At 72.2% G+C, this 16,269-nt stretch carries 15 protein-coding genes; 5 read left to right on the top strand and 10 right to left on the bottom strand.

The annotated features are described in order from the left end of the window. Nucleotides 1-42: 42 nt before the first annotated feature. Entirely contained in the window at nucleotides 43-927 is an 885-nt protein-coding gene (locus DA075_RS10605; RefSeq protein ID WP_099953181.1) for a LysR family transcriptional regulator, read from the top strand. A 22-nt stretch (nucleotides 928-949) separates the two neighbouring features. Here DA075_RS10605 and ftsY read toward each other — a convergent pair whose 3' ends face one another. Further along, complete coding sequence (gene ftsY, locus DA075_RS10600) at nucleotides 950-2,392, bottom strand: signal recognition particle-docking protein FtsY (RefSeq protein WP_099953180.1); 1,443 nt, start codon at nucleotides 2,390-2,392, stop codon at nucleotides 950-952. Nucleotides 2,393-2,475: 83 nt separating this feature from the next. Between ftsY and DA075_RS10595 the strand changes: the two genes are divergently transcribed. Then, nucleotides 2,476-3,168, top strand: a complete 693-nt coding sequence (locus DA075_RS10595) for an RluA family pseudouridine synthase (protein ID WP_099953179.1) — start codon at nucleotides 2,476-2,478, stop codon at nucleotides 3,166-3,168. A gap of 135 nt (nucleotides 3,169-3,303) precedes the next feature. Here the strand turns inward: DA075_RS10595 and mtaB are convergent, their stop codons facing one another. Both mtaB and dapF read right to left on the bottom strand, forming a co-directional pair. Next, complete coding sequence (gene mtaB, locus DA075_RS10590; protein WP_099953178.1) at nucleotides 3,304-4,536, bottom strand: tRNA (N(6)-L-threonylcarbamoyladenosine(37)-C(2))-methylthiotransferase MtaB; 1,233 nt, start codon at nucleotides 4,534-4,536, stop codon at nucleotides 3,304-3,306. After that, nucleotides 4,533-5,420 (bottom strand): diaminopimelate epimerase, encoded by an 888-nt coding sequence (gene dapF, locus DA075_RS10585; protein ID WP_099953177.1) that lies wholly within the window; start codon nucleotides 5,418-5,420, stop codon nucleotides 4,533-4,535. The genes mtaB and dapF overlap by 4 nt, the downstream gene beginning before the upstream one ends. 233 nt (nucleotides 5,421-5,653) lie before the next feature. Here dapF and DA075_RS10580 point away from each other — a divergent pair, with 233 nt between their 5' ends. Beyond that, entirely contained in the window at nucleotides 5,654-6,430 is a 777-nt protein-coding gene (locus tag DA075_RS10580) for a GyrI-like domain-containing protein (RefSeq protein WP_099953176.1), read from the top strand. A gap of 83 nt (nucleotides 6,431-6,513) precedes the next feature. On the opposite strand, the gene DA075_RS10575 is transcribed toward DA075_RS10580, so the two are convergent. Genes DA075_RS10575 through DA075_RS10565 form a run of 3 tightly spaced genes read right to left on the bottom strand, consistent with a single transcriptional unit; the run spans nucleotide 6,514 to nucleotide 8,035 of the window. Continuing rightward, nucleotides 6,514-7,113: a DsbE family thiol:disulfide interchange protein gene (locus DA075_RS10575; protein WP_232385768.1), complete on the bottom strand. Its 600-nt coding sequence runs from the start codon at nucleotides 7,111-7,113 to the stop codon at nucleotides 6,514-6,516. Then, the gene (ccmD, locus tag DA075_RS10570; RefSeq protein ID WP_099953175.1) at nucleotides 7,110-7,268 is read right to left on the bottom strand and encodes a heme exporter protein CcmD; all 159 of its coding nucleotides are present in this window, start codon (nucleotides 7,266-7,268) and stop codon (nucleotides 7,110-7,112) included. The genes DA075_RS10575 and ccmD overlap by 4 nt, the downstream gene beginning before the upstream one ends. Before the next feature lie 5 nt (nucleotides 7,269-7,273). Beyond that, on the bottom strand, nucleotides 7,274-8,035 hold the full coding sequence (locus tag DA075_RS10565; protein WP_099956527.1) for a heme ABC transporter permease: 762 nt from the start codon (nucleotides 8,033-8,035) through the stop codon (nucleotides 7,274-7,276). A gap of 186 nt (nucleotides 8,036-8,221) precedes the next feature. Between DA075_RS10565 and DA075_RS10560 the strand changes: the two genes are divergently transcribed. Further along, on the top strand, nucleotides 8,222-8,395 hold the full coding sequence (locus DA075_RS10560) for a DUF1328 domain-containing protein (RefSeq protein ID WP_099953174.1): 174 nt from the start codon (nucleotides 8,222-8,224) through the stop codon (nucleotides 8,393-8,395). A 48-nt stretch (nucleotides 8,396-8,443) separates the two neighbouring features. Beyond that, on the top strand, nucleotides 8,444-8,920 hold the full coding sequence (locus DA075_RS10555; RefSeq protein WP_099953173.1) for a GNAT family N-acetyltransferase: 477 nt from the start codon (nucleotides 8,444-8,446) through the stop codon (nucleotides 8,918-8,920). Between the two features lie 28 nt (nucleotides 8,921-8,948). Here the strand turns inward: DA075_RS10555 and DA075_RS10550 are convergent, their stop codons facing one another. The 4 genes from DA075_RS10550 to thrC form a co-directional block, all read right to left on the bottom strand. Beyond that, nucleotides 8,949-11,831: an EAL domain-containing protein gene (locus DA075_RS10550; RefSeq protein ID WP_099953172.1), complete on the bottom strand. Its 2,883-nt coding sequence runs from the start codon at nucleotides 11,829-11,831 to the stop codon at nucleotides 8,949-8,951. Between the two features lie 165 nt (nucleotides 11,832-11,996). Further along, nucleotides 11,997-13,163: a UDP-3-O-acyl-N-acetylglucosamine deacetylase gene (locus DA075_RS10545; RefSeq protein ID WP_099953171.1), complete on the bottom strand. Its 1,167-nt coding sequence runs from the start codon at nucleotides 13,161-13,163 to the stop codon at nucleotides 11,997-11,999. Between the two features lie 375 nt (nucleotides 13,164-13,538). Beyond that, nucleotides 13,539-14,834 carry a M16 family metallopeptidase gene (locus DA075_RS10540; protein WP_099953170.1) on the bottom strand — a complete coding sequence of 432 codons (1,296 nt, stop codon included), beginning with the start codon at nucleotides 14,832-14,834 and terminating at the stop codon, nucleotides 13,539-13,541. Further along, the gene (gene thrC / locus DA075_RS10535) at nucleotides 14,831-16,243 is read right to left on the bottom strand and encodes a threonine synthase (protein ID WP_099953169.1); all 1,413 of its coding nucleotides are present in this window, start codon (nucleotides 16,241-16,243) and stop codon (nucleotides 14,831-14,833) included. The genes DA075_RS10540 and thrC overlap by 4 nt, the downstream gene beginning before the upstream one ends. Nucleotides 16,244-16,269 lie beyond the last annotated feature (26 nt).

Below are 16,269 nucleotides of genomic sequence, written 5' to 3'. Positions count from 1 at the left end.
ACGACAATTTCCCAAGCGCGGCGATCGGCTATACGGTTTCGCATGACCGAGCCGAGCTGGGACCATTACCGCGCCGCGCTCGCCGTGCTGGAGGAAGGCTCCCTCTCTGGCGCCGCGCGGGCGCTCGGCCTGACGCAGCCGACTCTCGGCCGGCAGATCGCGGCCCTGGAGCAGGCGCTCGGCGTCGCCCTGTTCACCCGCTCGCCCGCCGGCCTGGCGCCGACCGAGGCCGCCCTGATCCTGGCGCCCTACGCGCGATCCCTGAAGGCGACCGCGGAGGCCCTGTGCCGGGCGGTGACGGCGGAGGCCGAGGGCCTGTCCGGCCGGGTGCGGATCACCGCCTCCGAGGTGGTCGGCGCCGAGGTGCTGCCGCAGATCCTGGCCGCTTTGCACGCGCGCCATCCCGGCCTCGCCCTCGACGTGGTGCTCTCCGACCGGATGCAGGACCTGCTGCGGCGCGACGCCGACATCGCCCTGCGCATGGCGCCGCCGACGCAAGAGGCGCTGGTGGCGCGCCGGGTCGGCACGGTCCGCCTCGGCCTCTACGGGCATCGCCGCTACCTCGACCGGCGCGGCGTGCCGGCGACCGCGGCGGATCTCGCCCGCCACAGCGTGATCGGGTTCGACGCCGAGACGCCGTTCCTGCGGGCGATGATGCGGGCGGCGCCCGCCCTCGGCGAGACCTCCTTCGCATGGCGCAGCGACAGCACCCTGGCGCAGCTCGCGGCGCTCCGGGCCGGCTTCGGCCTCGGCGCCTGCCACACGGTGCTGGCTGCCCGCGACCCCGACCTGATCCGGGTGCTGCCGGAGATTGTTTGGGAGCTGCCGACCTTCGTGGCGATGCACGAGGACCTGCGCTCCCTACGCCGCTGTCGGGTGACGTTCGACGCGCTGGCGGAAGGGATGGCGGCCTATTGCGCCGAGTGAGGGGCCGGGCGGGGCCCCCCGCTCACCCCTTGTCCAGCCCGGCGATCGCCCGGGCGAAGTCCCGCGCCGCGAAGGGCTCCAGGTCGTCGACCCCCTCGCCGACGCCGATATAGTGCACCGGCAGGCCGAACTTGGCGGCGAGCGCCACCAGGATGCCGCCGCGGGCGGTGCCGTCGAGCTTGGTCATGACGAGGCCGGTGACCCCGGCCGCCCTCTGGAAGATCTCGACCTGGTTCAGCGCGTTCTGGCCCACGGTCGCGTCGAGGACCAGGAGCACGGCGTGGGGCGTCTCCGCGTCGAGCTTGCGGATGACCCGGATCACCTTCTCCAGCTCCGCCATCAGCCCGGCCTTGTTCTGGAGCCGGCCGGCGGTGTCGATCAGCAGGATGTCGGTGCCGGCGTCGCGGGCGGCCTGGAGGGCGTCGTAGGCGAGGCCGGCGGCGTCCGAGCCCTGCGGGCGGGCCACCACCGGCGCGCCGGTGCGCTCGCCCCAGACCCGCAGCTGCTCGATCGCCGCGGCCCGGAAGGTGTCGCCGGCGGCCAGCATCACGCTGTGCCCCTGTGCCCGGAATTTTTGGGTGAGCTTGCCGATCGTCGTGGTCTTGCCGGCGCCGTTGACGCCGATCATCAGGATCACGAACGGCTTCTTCGTCGTGTCGATGACGAGCGGCTGCGCCACCGGATCGAGGGCGCGCTCGACCTCCGTCGCCAGGATCGCCCGCACCTCGTCGGGGGCGATGCCCTTCTCGTAGCGGCCCTTCCCGACCGCCTCGGCGATCCGCGTCGCGGTCTCGAGACCGAAATCGGCCTGGATCAGCGCGTCCTCCAGCTCCTCCAGGGTGTCGGCGTCGAGCTTGCGCTTGGTGAACAGCCCGGTCACCCGGTCGGACAGGGCCGAGGAGGTGCGCTTGAGGCCGCCGGTCAGCCGACCCCACCAGCTGCGCTTCTCCGCCGGGGCCTCGGGCTCCGCCGGGGGCTGGTAGATCACCAGCGAGGCGGGCTCGGATTCCTGAACCTCGGGCTCCTGGACCTCGGGCTCCTGAACCTCGGGCTCCTGGACCTCGGACGCCTCGACCGCGGAGTCCCGGATCTCGGCCTCGGGCGCCTCGGCCGCCTCGGGTTCGGGGGCCGCCGGCACCTGGCCTTCGGGCTGCATCCCCTCGACGGGCTCCAGGTCGGCGCCGGCCAGCTCCTCCGGCAGGTCGTGCGCCGGCTCGGTCTCGGGCGAGGCTTCGGTCACGGTCGGCGGCGCCGGCAGCACGTCGTCGGCGCCGGTGGCGAAGTCGGGCACGCCCTCCGACAGGGTGCCGGTGGGCTCCGTCGGCATCGTCCCGGCAGGGTCGGGTCCGGGCTCGGCGGATCCGGCGGGAGCCTCGGCGGGCGTTTCGGCAGGGGTCTCCGTCGGCGTCTCGGCCTTCCGGCCGAACAGTCGTCCGAACCAGCCCGGCTGTTTCGTCTCACTCATCCGCACTTGCTCCCGACCCTGCGGACGATCTAGGGCGGCCTGCCCCGAACTTCGCCCGCATCCGCCGCCACTGCGACAGGCTCATGATCGTTGACGACATACTCTCGCGGCTCCTCTACCGCGATGCCCTGGTGCTCGTCATCGACAAGCCGGCGGGATTGCCGGTGCATCCGGGGCCGAAGGGTGGCGAGACGCTCACCCAGCACCTCGACGCCCTGCGCTTCGGCCTGCCGCGCCGGCCGGAAGCCGCCCATCGCCTCGACCGCGACACCTCCGGCTGCCTGGCGCTCGGCCGCCACGCCAAGGCGCTGGCCCGGCTGAACGCCCTGTTCGCGCAAGGTCGGGCCGAGAAGACCTATTGGGCGCTGGTCGAGGGCGGTCCGGCGGAGGAAGCCGGCGAGATCGACCTGCCGCTGATGCGCCGTTCCGACGACCCGCGCAGCTGGTGGATGAAGACCGATCCCGCCGGGGATCCCTCGCTCACCCGCTGGCGGGTCATGGGGCGCGACGCGGCCGCCGGGCGGACCTGGCTGGCGCTCTCCCCGGTGACCGGGCGCACCCATCAGCTCCGGGTGCATTGCGCCGCGATGGGCTGGCCGATCCTCGGCGACACGGTCTACGGCAGCGCCCCGCGCCAGGGCGGGCCGGGGCTGCAGCTCCACGCCCGGGCGCTGGCCCTGCCGCTCTACCCGAAGAAGCCGGCGATCGCGGTCGAGGCGCCGGCGCCGGGGCATATGCGGGAGGGTTTGCGGGCGTGCGGGATGGGGGAGGGGTGAGGATTCGAGGTGCGTCCGGACAGGCACCACCTCGTCGGCCCCAACGCCCCTCCACACCCTCTACGTCATCCCGGGGCCGCGCAGCGGAATCCGGGATGACGATGGAGGACCGCACGACTGACGGAGGGAAATCTGTCAGGCCGCCCACAGCATCTGCCCGTCATGCCCGGCGATGCGCAGGTCGACGAGCGCCCCCGCCGTCACCCCCTCCGGCAGCCGCACCGGCAAAAACCCTTCCGTCCGCCCGGTGCCGCCGCGCTCGGCGAGGACCCGGCGGGTCTCGCCCACCTCGCGGTCGAGGCGGCGGGCGAAGGCTGCGGCACCCGCCTCGCGCAGGCGCGCCGCCCGGTCGCGGATCTCGGCCGGCGCGACTTGCGGCATTCGGGCGGCCGGCGTGCCGGGGCGGGGCGAGTAGGGGAAGACGTGGAGCTGGGCCAGCCCGCATTCCTCGACGAGGTCGAGGGAGCGGGCGAACTGCGCCTCGGTCTCGGTCGGGAAGCCGGCGATCAGGTCGGCGCCGAAGACCGCGTCGGGGCGCAGGCGCCGGATCTCCGTGCAGAACCGGATCGCGTCGTCCCGGCCGTGGCGGCGCTTCATGCGCTTCAGGATCAGGTCGTCGCCGGACTGGAGCGAGAGGTGGAGATGCGGCATCAGCCGCGCCTCCTCGGCGAAGGCCGCCACCAGCTCCGGATCGGCCTCGACGGAATCGATCGAGGACAGGCGCAGGCGGTCGAGGTCGGGCACCCCGCGCAGGATCGCCCGCACCAGGCCGCCGAGCGTGGGGCCGCCGAGGTCGCGGCCATAGGCCGTGAGGTCGACGCCGGTCAGCACCACCTCGCGGGTGCCAAGCTCCACCAGGGCGCGGACCTGCGCCACGGTGCTCGCCGCCGGCACCGATCGCGAGTTGCCGCGGCCGAACGGGATGACGCAGAAGGTGCAGCGATGGTCGCAGCCATTCTGCACCGGCAGGAAGGCGCGGGTGCGCGCCCGCATCGGCGCCGGCTCCGGCAGCGGATCGGCGTCTGAGGCCATCACGTCGTCGATCCGCACGCGCTCTGGCGACGCGTCGGTCCAGACCGTCGGATCGAGCTTGCGGCGGTTGCCGAGGATCTCGGCCACCTCCGGCATGGCGGCGTAGGCCTCGGTCTCGACCTGCGCGCCGCAGCCGGTCACCACCACCCGCGCCGCCGGGTTCGCGCGCGCGGCGGCCCGGATCGCCTTGCGGGCCTGACGCCCGGCCTCCGCCGTCACCGCGCAGGTATTGACGACGACGAGGTCGGTGCGGCCCGCTTGTTCCGCCTGACGGCGCATCGCCTCCGATTCGGCGGCGTTGAGGCGGCAGCCGAAGCTCAGGACCTCGACGCTCACGACGACGCCTCGAACAGTGAGGCTGCGAAGGTGCCCTCGTGTTCCAACTCGGTCGGGCCGGTCATGCGGACGTGGTCGTCCTCGCCCCAGGCGATGCGCAGGTCGCCGCCCGGCAGCGTCACGGTGGCCTCGCGGCCGGTCAGGCGCAGGCGCGCGGCCGCCACGAGGGCGGCGCAGGCGGCGGTGCCGCAGGCCCGCGTCAGCCCGGCGCCGCGCTCCCAGACCCGCAGGCGGAGATGCGTGCGGTCGATGACCTGCGCGAGGGAGATGTTGGCCCGGTCCGGGAAGATCGGGTGCGATTCGAGCAGCGGGCCGATCCGCCCGAGGTCGTATGTGTCTGGATCGCGCTCGACGAAGAACACCGCGTGCGGGTTGCCCATGCTGACCGCGCCCGGCGAGTGCAGCACCGGATCGTCGATCGGCCCGACCTGCAACTCGATGCGGCGGGTATCGGGAAACGGCTCGGCGAGCGGGATCTCGTCCCAGCGCAGCCGCGGCGCCCCCATGTCGACGGTGAAATCCACGGGCGACACCCGCACGACCTCGAGGAGCCCGGGCCTCGTCTCGAGCATCAGGTTCTCGCCCAGTGTCGGGCGCGCCATGGCCGGATCGTCCAGCATCGCCCAGGCGACGCAGCGCGTGCCGTTGCCGCAGGCACCGGCCTCCGAGCCGTCGGTGTTGTAGATCCGCACGAAGGCGTCGGTGCCCGGGGTGACGGGATCGTGCAGCACCATCATCTGGTCGAAGCGCGAGGCCGGATCGGCCGCGATGGCGCGGGCTTCCTCCGGCTGCACCCGGATGTCGCTGCCGCGCAGGTCCAGCACCACGATCTCGTTGCCGAGCCCGTTCATCTTCAGGAAGCGGCGATGGGCGAGGGGGGACACGGGCAGGATTCTCCGACGGGCAAGGCGCAGATGGGGGCCGCGCGGTGTATGGACCAGAACCGGCGCGCAGGCGAGCCGACCGGGCGTCGGGACGAGGCCCCGCCCTCACGCTCTCGCGATGAGCCCGCAACGGCTTTGCGCTTGACGCGTTCGATCCGGCCGGCGATGCCGGCCCACGCCAATGCCGGCCGGCACTGCCAGCCCGCGCCAGAGCCCGGAGCGCTCCGCCCGTGATGAAGACCCGCTTCCCGACGATCGCGATCGGCCTCGCCGCGGCCCTGGCCTGCGGGGCCTCGGTCTTTGCCCAGCCGGTCCTTGCGCAGCAGCCTGCCCCGGCTCCCGCGCCGTCGCCGGCCGCGCCCCCGGCCGGCACCCCGTCGCCGGCGCAATCGGCGCCGCTGCCGACCACCACGGCGCCCGGCCCGGGCCAGGGGACCAACCAGGCGCCGGCCCCGCCCGCGCCCGACAAGGCGCTGCCGCCCGCGACGCCGGTGCCCCCGACCGCCGGGCGCGCGCCCCTCGTCGCCAATCCGGGCGACCCGTCCGACGTCGACGAGGTGACGCTGCCGGCCAAGCCCGCCGCGATCCTGTCCGGCACCGCGAAGTGGGATCAGGCGCTGCCGAGCCTGAAGGACGCGATCGCCAAGGTCGAGGCGGCGCTTGCAGGGGCCGGCATCAAGGCCAACGGCCAGCCGATCTCGGTCTTCACCCGCACCGACGATGACGGCTTCCAGTTCGAGGTGATGGTGCCGGTCGAGGCCGCCCCGAACCCGCGTCCCGCCGGCCTCCCGGACGACCTGCGCTTCGGCTCGACGCCGAGCGGCAAGGCCCTGCGCTTCACCCACAAGGGCGCCTACGAGGGCATCGACCAGACCTACGAGACGGTGACGGCCTATCTCGATGCCAAGGGCATCCTCGTCCAGGATGCCTTCGTGGAAGAATACCTGACCCCGCTCGCGAGCCCGTCCGACGACGCGCTGGAGGTCAACATCTACGCGCTGCCGAAATAGGGAGCGAGGCGATAGCCTCGCCCCTATCCCGGACGACTGACGCGTTCGCCGAAGGAGATCCGCGACAGGGGCACGAGGGCCCCCTACTGCATCGCCCGCACCCGCGCCAGGAAGGCGTCGTAATTCTCCGGCGTCAGGATGCCGACGAGTTTTTCGCGAATTCGCCCGTCCGGTCCGATCACGAAGGTCTCCGGCACGCCGTAGACCCCGAGATCGATGCCGACGCGGCCGGCCTCGTCGGCCCCCACCGCGCGGAACGGATTGCCGTGACGGCCGAGGAAGCGGCGGCCGTTCTCGGGCTGGTCCTTGTAGTCGATGCCGACGAGGTTGACCCCGTCGCGGGAGAGCCGCACCAGCATCGGATGCTCGACCTGGCAGGGTGCGCACCACGAGGCCCAGACGTTCAGCACCGTCACCTTGCCCTTGAAATCGGCGGCCGTCAGGCCCGGCACCGCGGCGCCGTCGGCCGTCAGGCCGGGGACCGGCGGCAGGGTGAAGTCCGGCACCTGGCGGCCGATCAGGGCCGAGGGGATGGCGGAGGGATCGTATCCGGTGGTGAGCAGCTTGCCGAGGAAGATGCCGGCCAGGCCTGCGAAGGCGAGGAGCGGCAGCAGGAAGAGGAGCCGGCTGCGGCGCGGCGGCTCCTCGGTCTCCTCGACCGGATGCAAGGGGACGTCGCTCACCGGCGGCCCCGCGGAGGCGGTTCCTGCGCGAGCCGGGCGAGCGCCCGCTCCTGCGCCCGCCGGTCGAGGAACGCGTGGGCGACGAGGCCGAGGATCACCAAGCCGGTGAAGCCGTAGGCGCCCAGGATGAAGGGGGCGTGAGGGCCGAGATCCATGCCGGTCAGGCCGCCTGCGGGGCGAGGAGCGCGGCATCGAGCCGCTCGGCCTCCAGGATCGTCAGGGTGCGCACGCGCCGGCGCAGGATCTCGGTGCGCATCGCCTGGAGATGCAGGGCGACGCCGAGCACCGAGGCGGCGGCGATCATCACCAGCAGGGGATAGAGCATGGTCGGATGGATGGTCGGCCCGCCCATCCGCAGGATCGAGGCCGGCTGGTGCAGGGTCGACCACCAGTTCACCGAGAACTTGATGATCGGCAGGTTGACGGCGCCGACGAGGGTCAGGATCGCGACCGCCCGGGCGGCCCTGTTCGGATCCTCGATGGTCCGCCACAGGGCGAGCAGCCCGCAATAGATCAGGAACAGCACCAGCATCGAGGTCAGGCGCGCGTCCCAGACCCAGTAGGTGCCCCACATCGGCTTGCCCCAGAGCGAGCCGGTGACGAGGCAGATCAGGGTGAAGGCGGCGCCGATGGGGGCGGCGGCGCGCTGCGCCACGTCGGCCAGTGGATGACGCCAGATCAGGGTGCCGAGCGCCGAGACCGTCATGGCGCCGTAGAAGAACACCGCCATCCAGGCCGCCGGCACGTGGATGTACATGATCCGCACCGTCTCGCCCTGCTGGTAGTCGGGCGGGGCCACGAACCAGGTCAGGTACTGGCCGACCGCCAGCAGCACGAGGGCGAGGCCCGCCACCCAGGGCAGCAGAACCCCGGACCAGCGCATGAAATGGCCGGGCTGCGCCAGCCGCGTGAGACGACCCATCGCCTTGGGACCTATCGCCTTGGCATCCATCGACATCGGCGTGGGTGTAGCGCGTGGGCGCCTCCCTGAGCAATGCGGACGAACGGCGCAGACGGATGGCGCAGCGAGTGGTGGAGGATCCGGAACGAAGCGTGGCTATGCCGGTTATCGCTGCGACTTTTCCGAACGCACCGGAGTGCTCCCGCCATGTTGAAATGGGCGATCATCTTCTTCGTGATCTCGCTGGTGGCCGGTGCGCTGGGCTTCACCAACGTGGCGTCGGGCGCCCGCGGCATTGCGCGTCTGCTGTTCATGCTGTTCCTGGTGATCGCGGTGGTGATCGCGATCGCGGCGGTTCTGCTGGGCCAGGCGGTCCTCTAGGCCGGCCGCGGCACTCCCCCGCGGCGCGGCGTCGGGGGAGGATGAGCGATGGCGTGCCACATCCGTCTGGCGACGGTGGACGACGCGGCGGAAATCAGCCGCGTCGTCCTGTCTGCGTTGCACGAGAGCAATGCGCGGGATTACGCGCCTGAGACCATCGCGCGGGTCGCCCGGAGCTTCACCTCGGACAGAGTGGCCGCTTCCATCGCGGAGCGGCAGGTCTTCGTCGCCTTGGAGAGTGGCCGCCCCGTCGGCACGGCGAGCCGCGACGGCGCGGTCGTGCGCGCCGTCTTCGTCGCTCCCGACGCGCAACGGGGCGGCACCGGGCGGGCGTTGATGGCGGCGGTCGAGCGGGCGGCCGAGGAAGCGGGCGTCGCCGCGCTGACCCTGCAATCGTCGTTGACGGCCGTGGGTTTCTACGACCGGCTCGGCTACCGGGCCGTGCGGGAGACCCTGCACGGCGAGGAGCGCACGATCGTCATGGCGAAGCGGCTGGTGCCCGGCGAGGCCGATCGCCGGTCCTGACCAGGCCTGGGCGCGAAAACCCGCCCTCTCACGCCGCCTCCGGCGCCGCCCCCACCAGTTGCCGCGCCTGGAGGATCGACATCGGCTCGCCGAAGGCGAAGCCCTGCGCGTAGTCGCAGCCGATCTCGGCCAGCGCCAGGGCGTCGGCTTCCGATTCGGCGCCCTCGGCGATGATCTCGAGCCCGAGCTCCTGCGCCATCCGGACGATCGAGCGCAGGATGCCTGAGCGCCCGTTCGCCATCTGGCGCACGAAGGAATGGTCGATCTTGATCGTGTCGAAGGGGAAGCGCTGCATGTAGGTCAGCGCCGAGTAGCCGGTGCCGAAATCGTCGAGGCAGAGGCCCGCGCCGAGCTCGTGGATGCGGGCGAGCATCTGGGCGGCGTATTCCGGGTTCTCCATCACCAGGGCCTCGGTCAGCTCCAGTTTGAGCGAGCCCGGGACGACGCCGGTGCGGGCGAGCACGGTCTTCACGTCGTGCAGGAGGTCGTGCCGCAGGAGCTGGCGCGAGGACAGGTTGACCGAGGCGAAGATCGGCGGCTCGACCACCAGCGCCTGCTGCCAGGCAGCGAGTTCGGCGGCGGTGCGCTCGAGGGCGAAGACGCCCAGGTTGACGATGAGCCCGGATTCCTCCGCGATCGGCAGGAAGACCTGCGGGGCGACGCGGCCGAGGCGCGGGTGGTCCCAGCGCAGAACCGTCTCGAAGCCCGCCACCGTGCGGTCTTCGAGGCGCACGATCGGCTGGAACAGCACCTTGATCTCGTTGCGCTCCAGCGCCCGGCGCAGGTCGCTCTCCAGCATCATCCGCTCGCCGCGGTCGGACCGCATGGTCGGGCGGTAGACCTCGATCCGGTCGCCGCCCTGGCGCTTGCCGTTGATCATGGCGAGCTCGGCGTTCTTCACCACGTCGTCGCGCTTCACGACCGCCCCCGCCTCGTGCAGGGCGACGCCGATCGAGGGCGTCAGGAAGATTTCGCGGTCGGCATAGGTGATCGGCGTGGTGATCGCCCGGCGGATGCTGTCGGCGAAGGCGATGATCCGGTCGGGGTCGCGCTCGGAGAGCAGGATGATGGCGAATTCGTCGCCGGCGACCCGCGCCAGGGTGTCCTGCGGCCGTAGGAGCCGGTTGAGGCGGCGCGACAGCGTCAGCAGGATCGAATCGCCGGCCGAGAGCCCGATCGCGTCGTTGACCTGCTTGAAGCGGTCGATGTCGATCACGAACAGGGTCGGCTTGAGGCGCGGGTCCTGGCTCGCGAGGGCGAGGGCCGCATCGAGCCGGTCGCTGAACAATTCGCGGTTCGGCAACCCGGTGAGGTTGTCGTGGACGGCATCGTGCAGCAGCCGCTCCTCGGCGATCTTCGCCTCGGTCACGTCCGCGATGGTGCCGACGATGCGCACCACCTCGCCGTCGGTGCCGATCACCGGCCGGGCCTTGAGGCGGAACCAGTAATAGGGCCCGGCCGCCGAGCGCAGGCGGAAATCCTGGGAGATGCGGCCGCGCCGCTCCTCGATCACCGTGTCGAGGGCCGCCGAGTAGCGCTCGACGTCGAAGGGGTGGAGGAGGGAGAGCCAGTTCGCCTGCGGCCCCTCGAGCGCCCCGCGCTTGAGGCCCAGCTGTCCCTCGATCTCGGGCCCGGCGAAGACCCGGTCCCCCGGCACGTCCCAGTCGAACACCACGTCGCCGGCGCCGGTGAGCGCCAGCGCCCGCCGCTCGGTGTCGGAGACGAGGCTGTTGCCGAGGCCCCCTCCCGCGAAGGCGTGCTGGAGCACCGTGAAGCCGATCAGCATCACGATCAGCACCAGGCCGCCGATGAGGGCCGGCTGGACGAGGTCGTTGTGGAGCTGGCCGGTGATGGCGAAGCCCGCCGCCACCACCCAGGCGAGCAGCAGGAGCCAGGTCGGGATCAGCAGGATCGCCCGGTCGTAGCCGTTGTGGATGGCGAGGTAGACCACCAGCAGCAGGCCGACGCCCGCCACCGTCGCGACCGAGATCCGCGCCACGCCCGCCGCCACCGGCGGGTCGATGACGGCGAGGCCGACGAGGCCGGCGAGGAACAGGAGCCAGATCAGCGCGACGTGGCTGTAGCGCACGTGCCAGCGGGCGAGGTTGAGATAGGCGAACAGGAAAACCAGCAGCGTCGCGCCGAGCACGGCTTCCGCGGAGGCGCGATAGATCCGCTCGGCGGCCTCCGTGACCGGGAAGATGCGCTGGAAGAACCCGAAATCGATGCACGCATAGGCCAGCACCGCCCAGGCGAGGGCGGCGGCGGCCGGGAAGATGATTGCACCCTTGACCACGAACACGATCGTCAGGAACAGCGCCAGCAGCCCGGCGATGCCGATGATGATGCCCTTGTAGAGGGTGAGGCCGGTGGCCTTCTTGCGGTAGGCGTCCTGGTCCCAGAGGTAGACCTGCGGCACGTTGGGGGTGCGGAGTTCCGCCACGAAGGTGACGGTGGTGCCGGGATCGAGGGTGATGACGAACTGGTCGGCATCCGGGCTTTCGTCGCGCTCGGGCCGGATGCCCTGGCTCGCCGTGATGGCGGCGATGCGCGAGCCGCCGAGATCGGGCCAGACCACGCCGGAGCCGACGAGGCGGAAATGCGGGGCCACCAGGAGGCGGTCGATCTGCTCGTCGGTGTCGTTGGTGAGCGCGAACACCATCCAGTCCGGCCGCGCCCCGGTCTCGCGCGCCTTCACGGCGATGCGGCGCACGATGCCGTCCTTGCCCGGGGCTGTGGAGATCTGGATCAGGTCGCCGTCGGAGCGGTAGCGCTCGATCGCCGGGGTGAGATCGATGGCCTGCGAATCGAGGGTGACGCGCACGGCCTCGACCGCGCGGGCCTCCGGCGCGGCGAGGAGCAGCCCGGCGAGGGCCGCGAGGCAGGCGAGGACGAGTGAGAACGTGCGCAAGCTTCGGCGTCTTCCGACCGGACAGGGACGGCCACGGGGCGGCTCGGGGAGGTGCCGGACCGTACTGACGCCCAAGCTTCCGAGCAAGGCGGAGGCCCCGGATCTCCCCTGCCGCCCGCGAGCGCGGCCGTCGTCAGGCTTCGATCGCTCCCCTTTGCGGCCAAATCAAGTTGTGCCGATCGCTCCGCGATCGGTGCCGATCGCTCCGCCACAGGTGCCGATCGCTCCGCGATCCGTGACGGTCCCGCGGCCGAACGGGGCGGCGTCCGCCAGCGAGACCACCTCCCAGCACTCCGGATGGCGCATCAGCTCGGTCAGGAACGCGAAGGTCAGCGCATGGGTCGGGCAATTCGCCACGATGCGCCCGAGGATCGGCCGGCCGGCGAGGCCCAAGTCGCCGACGAGGTCGAGGATCTTGTGCCGCACCGGCTCGTCGGGGAAGCGCGCCCCACCCAGCACCCGGCCGCCCAGCAGGATCGCGACCCGCCCGGGACGAGCGCCCCGCAGCAGCGGCTCGCGGTCGCACGGGTGCATCCGTCCTTCCGTCTCCGGACAGATCGCGTGCCGGCATTCCGGCCGCGCCGGTGCGGGCGCGAGGCCGCCGTCACGCACGGTCTGCGAGTCGAAGGAGCGGGCCCAGAGCCGGTCCCGGGCCGGGCCCGGCAGGAGCGTCCGGGCGAGGCGGGTCTTGAGCAGCGTGCGCCAGATCAGCGAGGCGTTGCCGAAGCTGCGGCTCGGGGCGATCTCGGCCCGGAACGTGCGCGCGTCGATCGGGCCCGACCAGCGCAGCACGCCGAAGCCCGGCAGCCGGTCGGTGCTGACATCGACCTGGAACGTCTCGGCCGGCTCGGCGCGCAGGAAGCCGTGCAGGCCGTCGACCTGGAAGGGCGCGCGGATGCGCAGGGCCTGGCGCGGCCGGTCCTGCGGCACCCGGCCGGCGGACTCGATGAGGGCGCACCAGCGCGCGGCCGAGCCGTCGAGGATCGGGATCTCGGTTCCCTCGACGGTGATCGCGGCATTGTCGATGCCGGAGGCGGCAAGGCCCGCCATCAGGTGCTCGATCGTGCGCAGCTTGCGCCCCCGGCCGAGATCGAGGGCGGTGCTCATCCGGCTCGCGATCCAGCCGGCCGTGCCGGCCGGCACCTCGGTGCAGGTTCCGGAGGTCGGGCAGCGCACTGCGAAGCGGATGCCGTGCCCGGCAGGCGCCGGCGCCAGGGTCACACGGGCGACCCGGCCGGTATGCAGCCCCGGCCCGCGCACCGACACGCTCCGGCCCAGCGTGGCTTCGCGCCACGCGCCGCCCGCCGCGTGCGCGACGCCATCGAACTCCATGTTTCCGCCCGACCGTTCCGCCAGCCGAAACCGGCCGTCGTCTGCTGTTCCCCAGGGGCCGGCGCGGTTGTTCCGTGGGCGGGCGGGCTCGAGCCGCCAATTTCCTCGACCCTGGAACTTGGGCCGCGCAGGACCCGCCCTCGGGCGCTCGCGCGCTCGATTGCAGGGTCGTTCTACGGAGACTGGCGGGAGGCCGACACTCGACCGGTCGGCCTAGTTCAGGCGGAATGGACGACAGACGATTCGTGTTGCTGCGCGCGGGGAATCGTCGGTTCGATTGTCGACGGTGAGCACAGCGCTACGGCATGCCCCGCCAGGGGCGCCACCGTAACCCTCCCCCGCAGACGGGGGAGGGTTCAATCGGCGCGGGCAGGATCACCCCGCCCTGAGCGCCTTGCCCACCGCCTCGAGGCTCTGCAGCTTCTTGATCGGGCCGATCGCCGCGACCGTCGGCGCTCCGGCGATGAGCGCCCGGCCTGCCGCCCGCACGTCGTCGGGGGTGACGGCGTCGACCTTGGCGATGACCTCGGCGGCCGGGATCACCCGGCCCCAGGCCAGGAGCTGGCGCGCCGTGCGCTCGATGCGGCCGCCGGGGGTTTCCAGCGCCGAGAGCAAAGCCACCTTGAGCTGGGCCTTCGCCCGGGCGAGCTCGGCGGAATCCACCGTCTCGGCCGCCTCGCGCAGGCAGGCGAGCGTCACCTCGACGAGGCCCGGCAGGTCGGCGCCCGCGGTGCCGGCGCCGATGCCGAACAGGCCGCAATCGCTGAACGGCCAGTGGAAGGCGTGGATCTCGTAGGCGAGGCCGCGGGTCTCGCGCACCTCGTGCCAGAGCCGCGAGGTCAGCCCGCCGCCGAGCACCTGGGCGAAGAGGTGCGTGGCGTAATAGGAATCGTCGCGGAACGACAGGCCGGGCAGGCCGAGCACCAGGTTGGCCTGTTCGAGCTTGCGCGGCATCCGGCGCTCCCCGCCGCGATATTGCCCGGGCACCTCCTCCGGCGCCGGACCCGCCGGCATCGCCCCAAAGTGCTTCTCGGCCGCGGCCACGATCGCCTCGTGCTCGACCGCCCCGGCGGCGGCCAGCACCATCCGGCCGGGGGTGTATTCCCGGGCGAGGTAGGCCTCGATCGCCGCACGATCGAAGCTCTTGATCGTCTCCGGGCGCCCGAGGATCGGCCGGCCGATCGGCTGGTCGGGGAAGGCGGCCTCCGTGAAGGCGTCGTAGACGACGTCGTCGGGCGTGTCCTCGACGGCGGCATATTCCTGCAGGATCACGCCCTTCTCGCGGGCGAGCTCGCCGGCCTCGAAGGCCGAGCGGGTCAGGATGTCGCCGAGCACGTCGAGGGCGACCTCGGCATCCTCGCCGAGGACCCGCGCGGTGTAGCTCGTCTGCTCGACGCTGGTGGCGGCGTTGATCTCGCCGCCGACATTCTCGATGTCCTCGGCGATCTGGCGGGCCGAGCGCGTCGCCGTGCCCTTGAACGCCATGTGCTCGATGAGGTGGCTGAGCCCGTGCTCCTCCGGCCGCTCGTTGCGCGAGCCGGCGCCGACCCAGACACCGAGGGTCGCGGTGGCGACCCCCGGCATCGCCTCGGTGGCGACGGTGAGGCCGTTGGAAAGACGCGTGATCTTGAGGTCCGGCGAGGCGCCGAGCGTCGCGAAGTGCTGGTTCATGCGACACTCCTCAGGATGCGTGCGCGCTCGCGGATCGCCCGCTCGACCGCTCCTTCGTCGTTCGGCAGTACGGTGAAGCGCTCGCGCCGCTCCAGAAGGTCGGCGAGGTGGGGCGGCAGGGCCGGGCGGATGCCGGTCGCGGCCTCGACCGCGTCCGGGAACTTCGCCGCATGCGCGGTGGCGAGGGCCACCACGGGCGTCGCCGGGTCGTGGCTGAGGAGCTTGCGGGCGGCGCGCACGCCGATGGCGCTGTGCGGATCGATGATCTGGCCGGTACCCCGATACACGTCGCGGATCTCGGCCACGACCTCGTCCTCGGGCACGGCCGCCGCGTCGAACTCGGCCCGGATCCGGGCGAGCGTGGCGGGGTCGAGAGTGAAGGCGCCGGACTGCTTCAGGCCGGCCATCAGCCGGTTGACGGCGGCGGGATCGCGGTCGAGCACCTCGAACAGCAGGCGCTCGAAATTCGACGAGACCTGGATGTCCATCGACGGCGAGGTGGTGGGCGCCACGCCCCGGACCTCGTAGGAGCCGGTGGCGAGCGTCCGGGCCAGGATGTCGTTGGCGTTGGTGGCGATCATCAGCCGGCCGACCGGCAGGCCCATGCGCTTGGCGGCCCAGCCGGCGAGGATGTCGCCGAAATTGCCGGTCGGCACCGAGAACGAGACCGGGCGGTGCGGGCTGCCCAGTACCACCGCGCTGGTGAAGTAGTAGACCGCCTGCGCCGCGACGCGGGCCCAGTTGATCGAGTTGACCCCCGAGAGCCGCACGTCGTCCGCGAAGCGCGGGTGCTGGAACAGCGCCTTCACGATCGCCTGGCAATCGTCGAAGGTGCCCTCGACCGCGAGCGCGTGGATGTTCTCGGCGTCGACCGTGGTCATCTGCCGGCGCTGCACCTCGGACACCCGGTTATGCGGGTAGAGGATGAACACGTCGACATTGTCGAGGCCGCGGAACGCCTCGACGGCGGCGCTGCCGGTATCGCCCGAGGTGGCGCCGACGATCGTCGCCCGGCTGCCCTTGGCCTTGAGCGCGTGGTCCATCAGCCGGCCGAGCAGCTGCATCGCCACGTCTTTGAAGGCGAGCGTCGGGCCGTGATGCAGTTCGAGGAGGAAGAGGTTGTCGCCGAGCTGGGTCAGCGGGCAGACGGCCGGGTGCCGGAAGGTGGCGTAGGCCTCGTCGATCATCCGGTCGACATCGGCCTGCGCGATCTCGCCGTCGACCAGGGGCGACAGCACGGTCTTGGCAGCCTCGGCGTAGGGCCGCCCGGCGAGGCCCGCGATGGTCTCGGGTGCGATCTGCGGCCAGGCTTTCGGGATGTACAGGCCGCCGTCGCGGGCGAGGCCGGCCAGCAGCGCGTCGGTGAAGGTCAGCGGCGCGGCGCTGCCGCGGGTCGAAACATGAAGCACGGTGATCTGTCCTGAGGCTGCCGCTG

It is taken from the genome of Methylobacterium currus, assembly GCF_003058325.1.
GTDB classification, from domain to species: domain Bacteria; phylum Pseudomonadota; class Alphaproteobacteria; order Rhizobiales; family Beijerinckiaceae; genus Methylobacterium; species Methylobacterium currus.
Note: the sequence above shows the minus strand (reverse complement) of the source record. Positions and strands in the feature narration are given on the sequence as shown.

Bases quoted from the DNA above. Each gene is read 5' to 3' on its own strand.
- DA075_RS10560 (WP_099953174.1), top strand. From the start codon at position 8,222: ATGTTGAAATGGGCGATCATCTTCTTCGTGATCTCGCTGGTGGCCGGT.
- DA075_RS10565 (WP_099956527.1), bottom strand. From the start codon at position 8,035: ATGGGTCGTCTCACGCGGCTGGCGCAGCCCGGCCATTTCATGCGCTGG.
- DA075_RS10545 (WP_099953171.1), bottom strand. From the start codon at position 13,163: ATGGAGTTCGATGGCGTCGCGCACGCGGCGGGCGGCGCGTGGCGCGAA.
- DA075_RS10580 (WP_099953176.1), top strand. From the start codon at position 5,654: ATGAAGACCCGCTTCCCGACGATCGCGATCGGCCTCGCCGCGGCCCTG.
- ccmD (WP_099953175.1), bottom strand. From the start codon at position 7,268: ATGGATCTCGGCCCTCACGCCCCCTTCATCCTGGGCGCCTACGGCTTC.
- DA075_RS10605 (WP_099953181.1), top strand. From the start codon at position 43: ATGACCGAGCCGAGCTGGGACCATTACCGCGCCGCGCTCGCCGTGCTG.
- DA075_RS10555 (WP_099953173.1), top strand. From the start codon at position 8,444: ATGGCGTGCCACATCCGTCTGGCGACGGTGGACGACGCGGCGGAAATC.
- ftsY (WP_099953180.1), bottom strand. From the start codon at position 2,392: ATGAGTGAGACGAAACAGCCGGGCTGGTTCGGACGACTGTTCGGCCGG.
- DA075_RS10595 (WP_099953179.1), top strand. From the start codon at position 2,476: ATGATCGTTGACGACATACTCTCGCGGCTCCTCTACCGCGATGCCCTG.
- DA075_RS10540 (WP_099953170.1), bottom strand. From the start codon at position 14,834: ATGAACCAGCACTTCGCGACGCTCGGCGCCTCGCCGGACCTCAAGATC.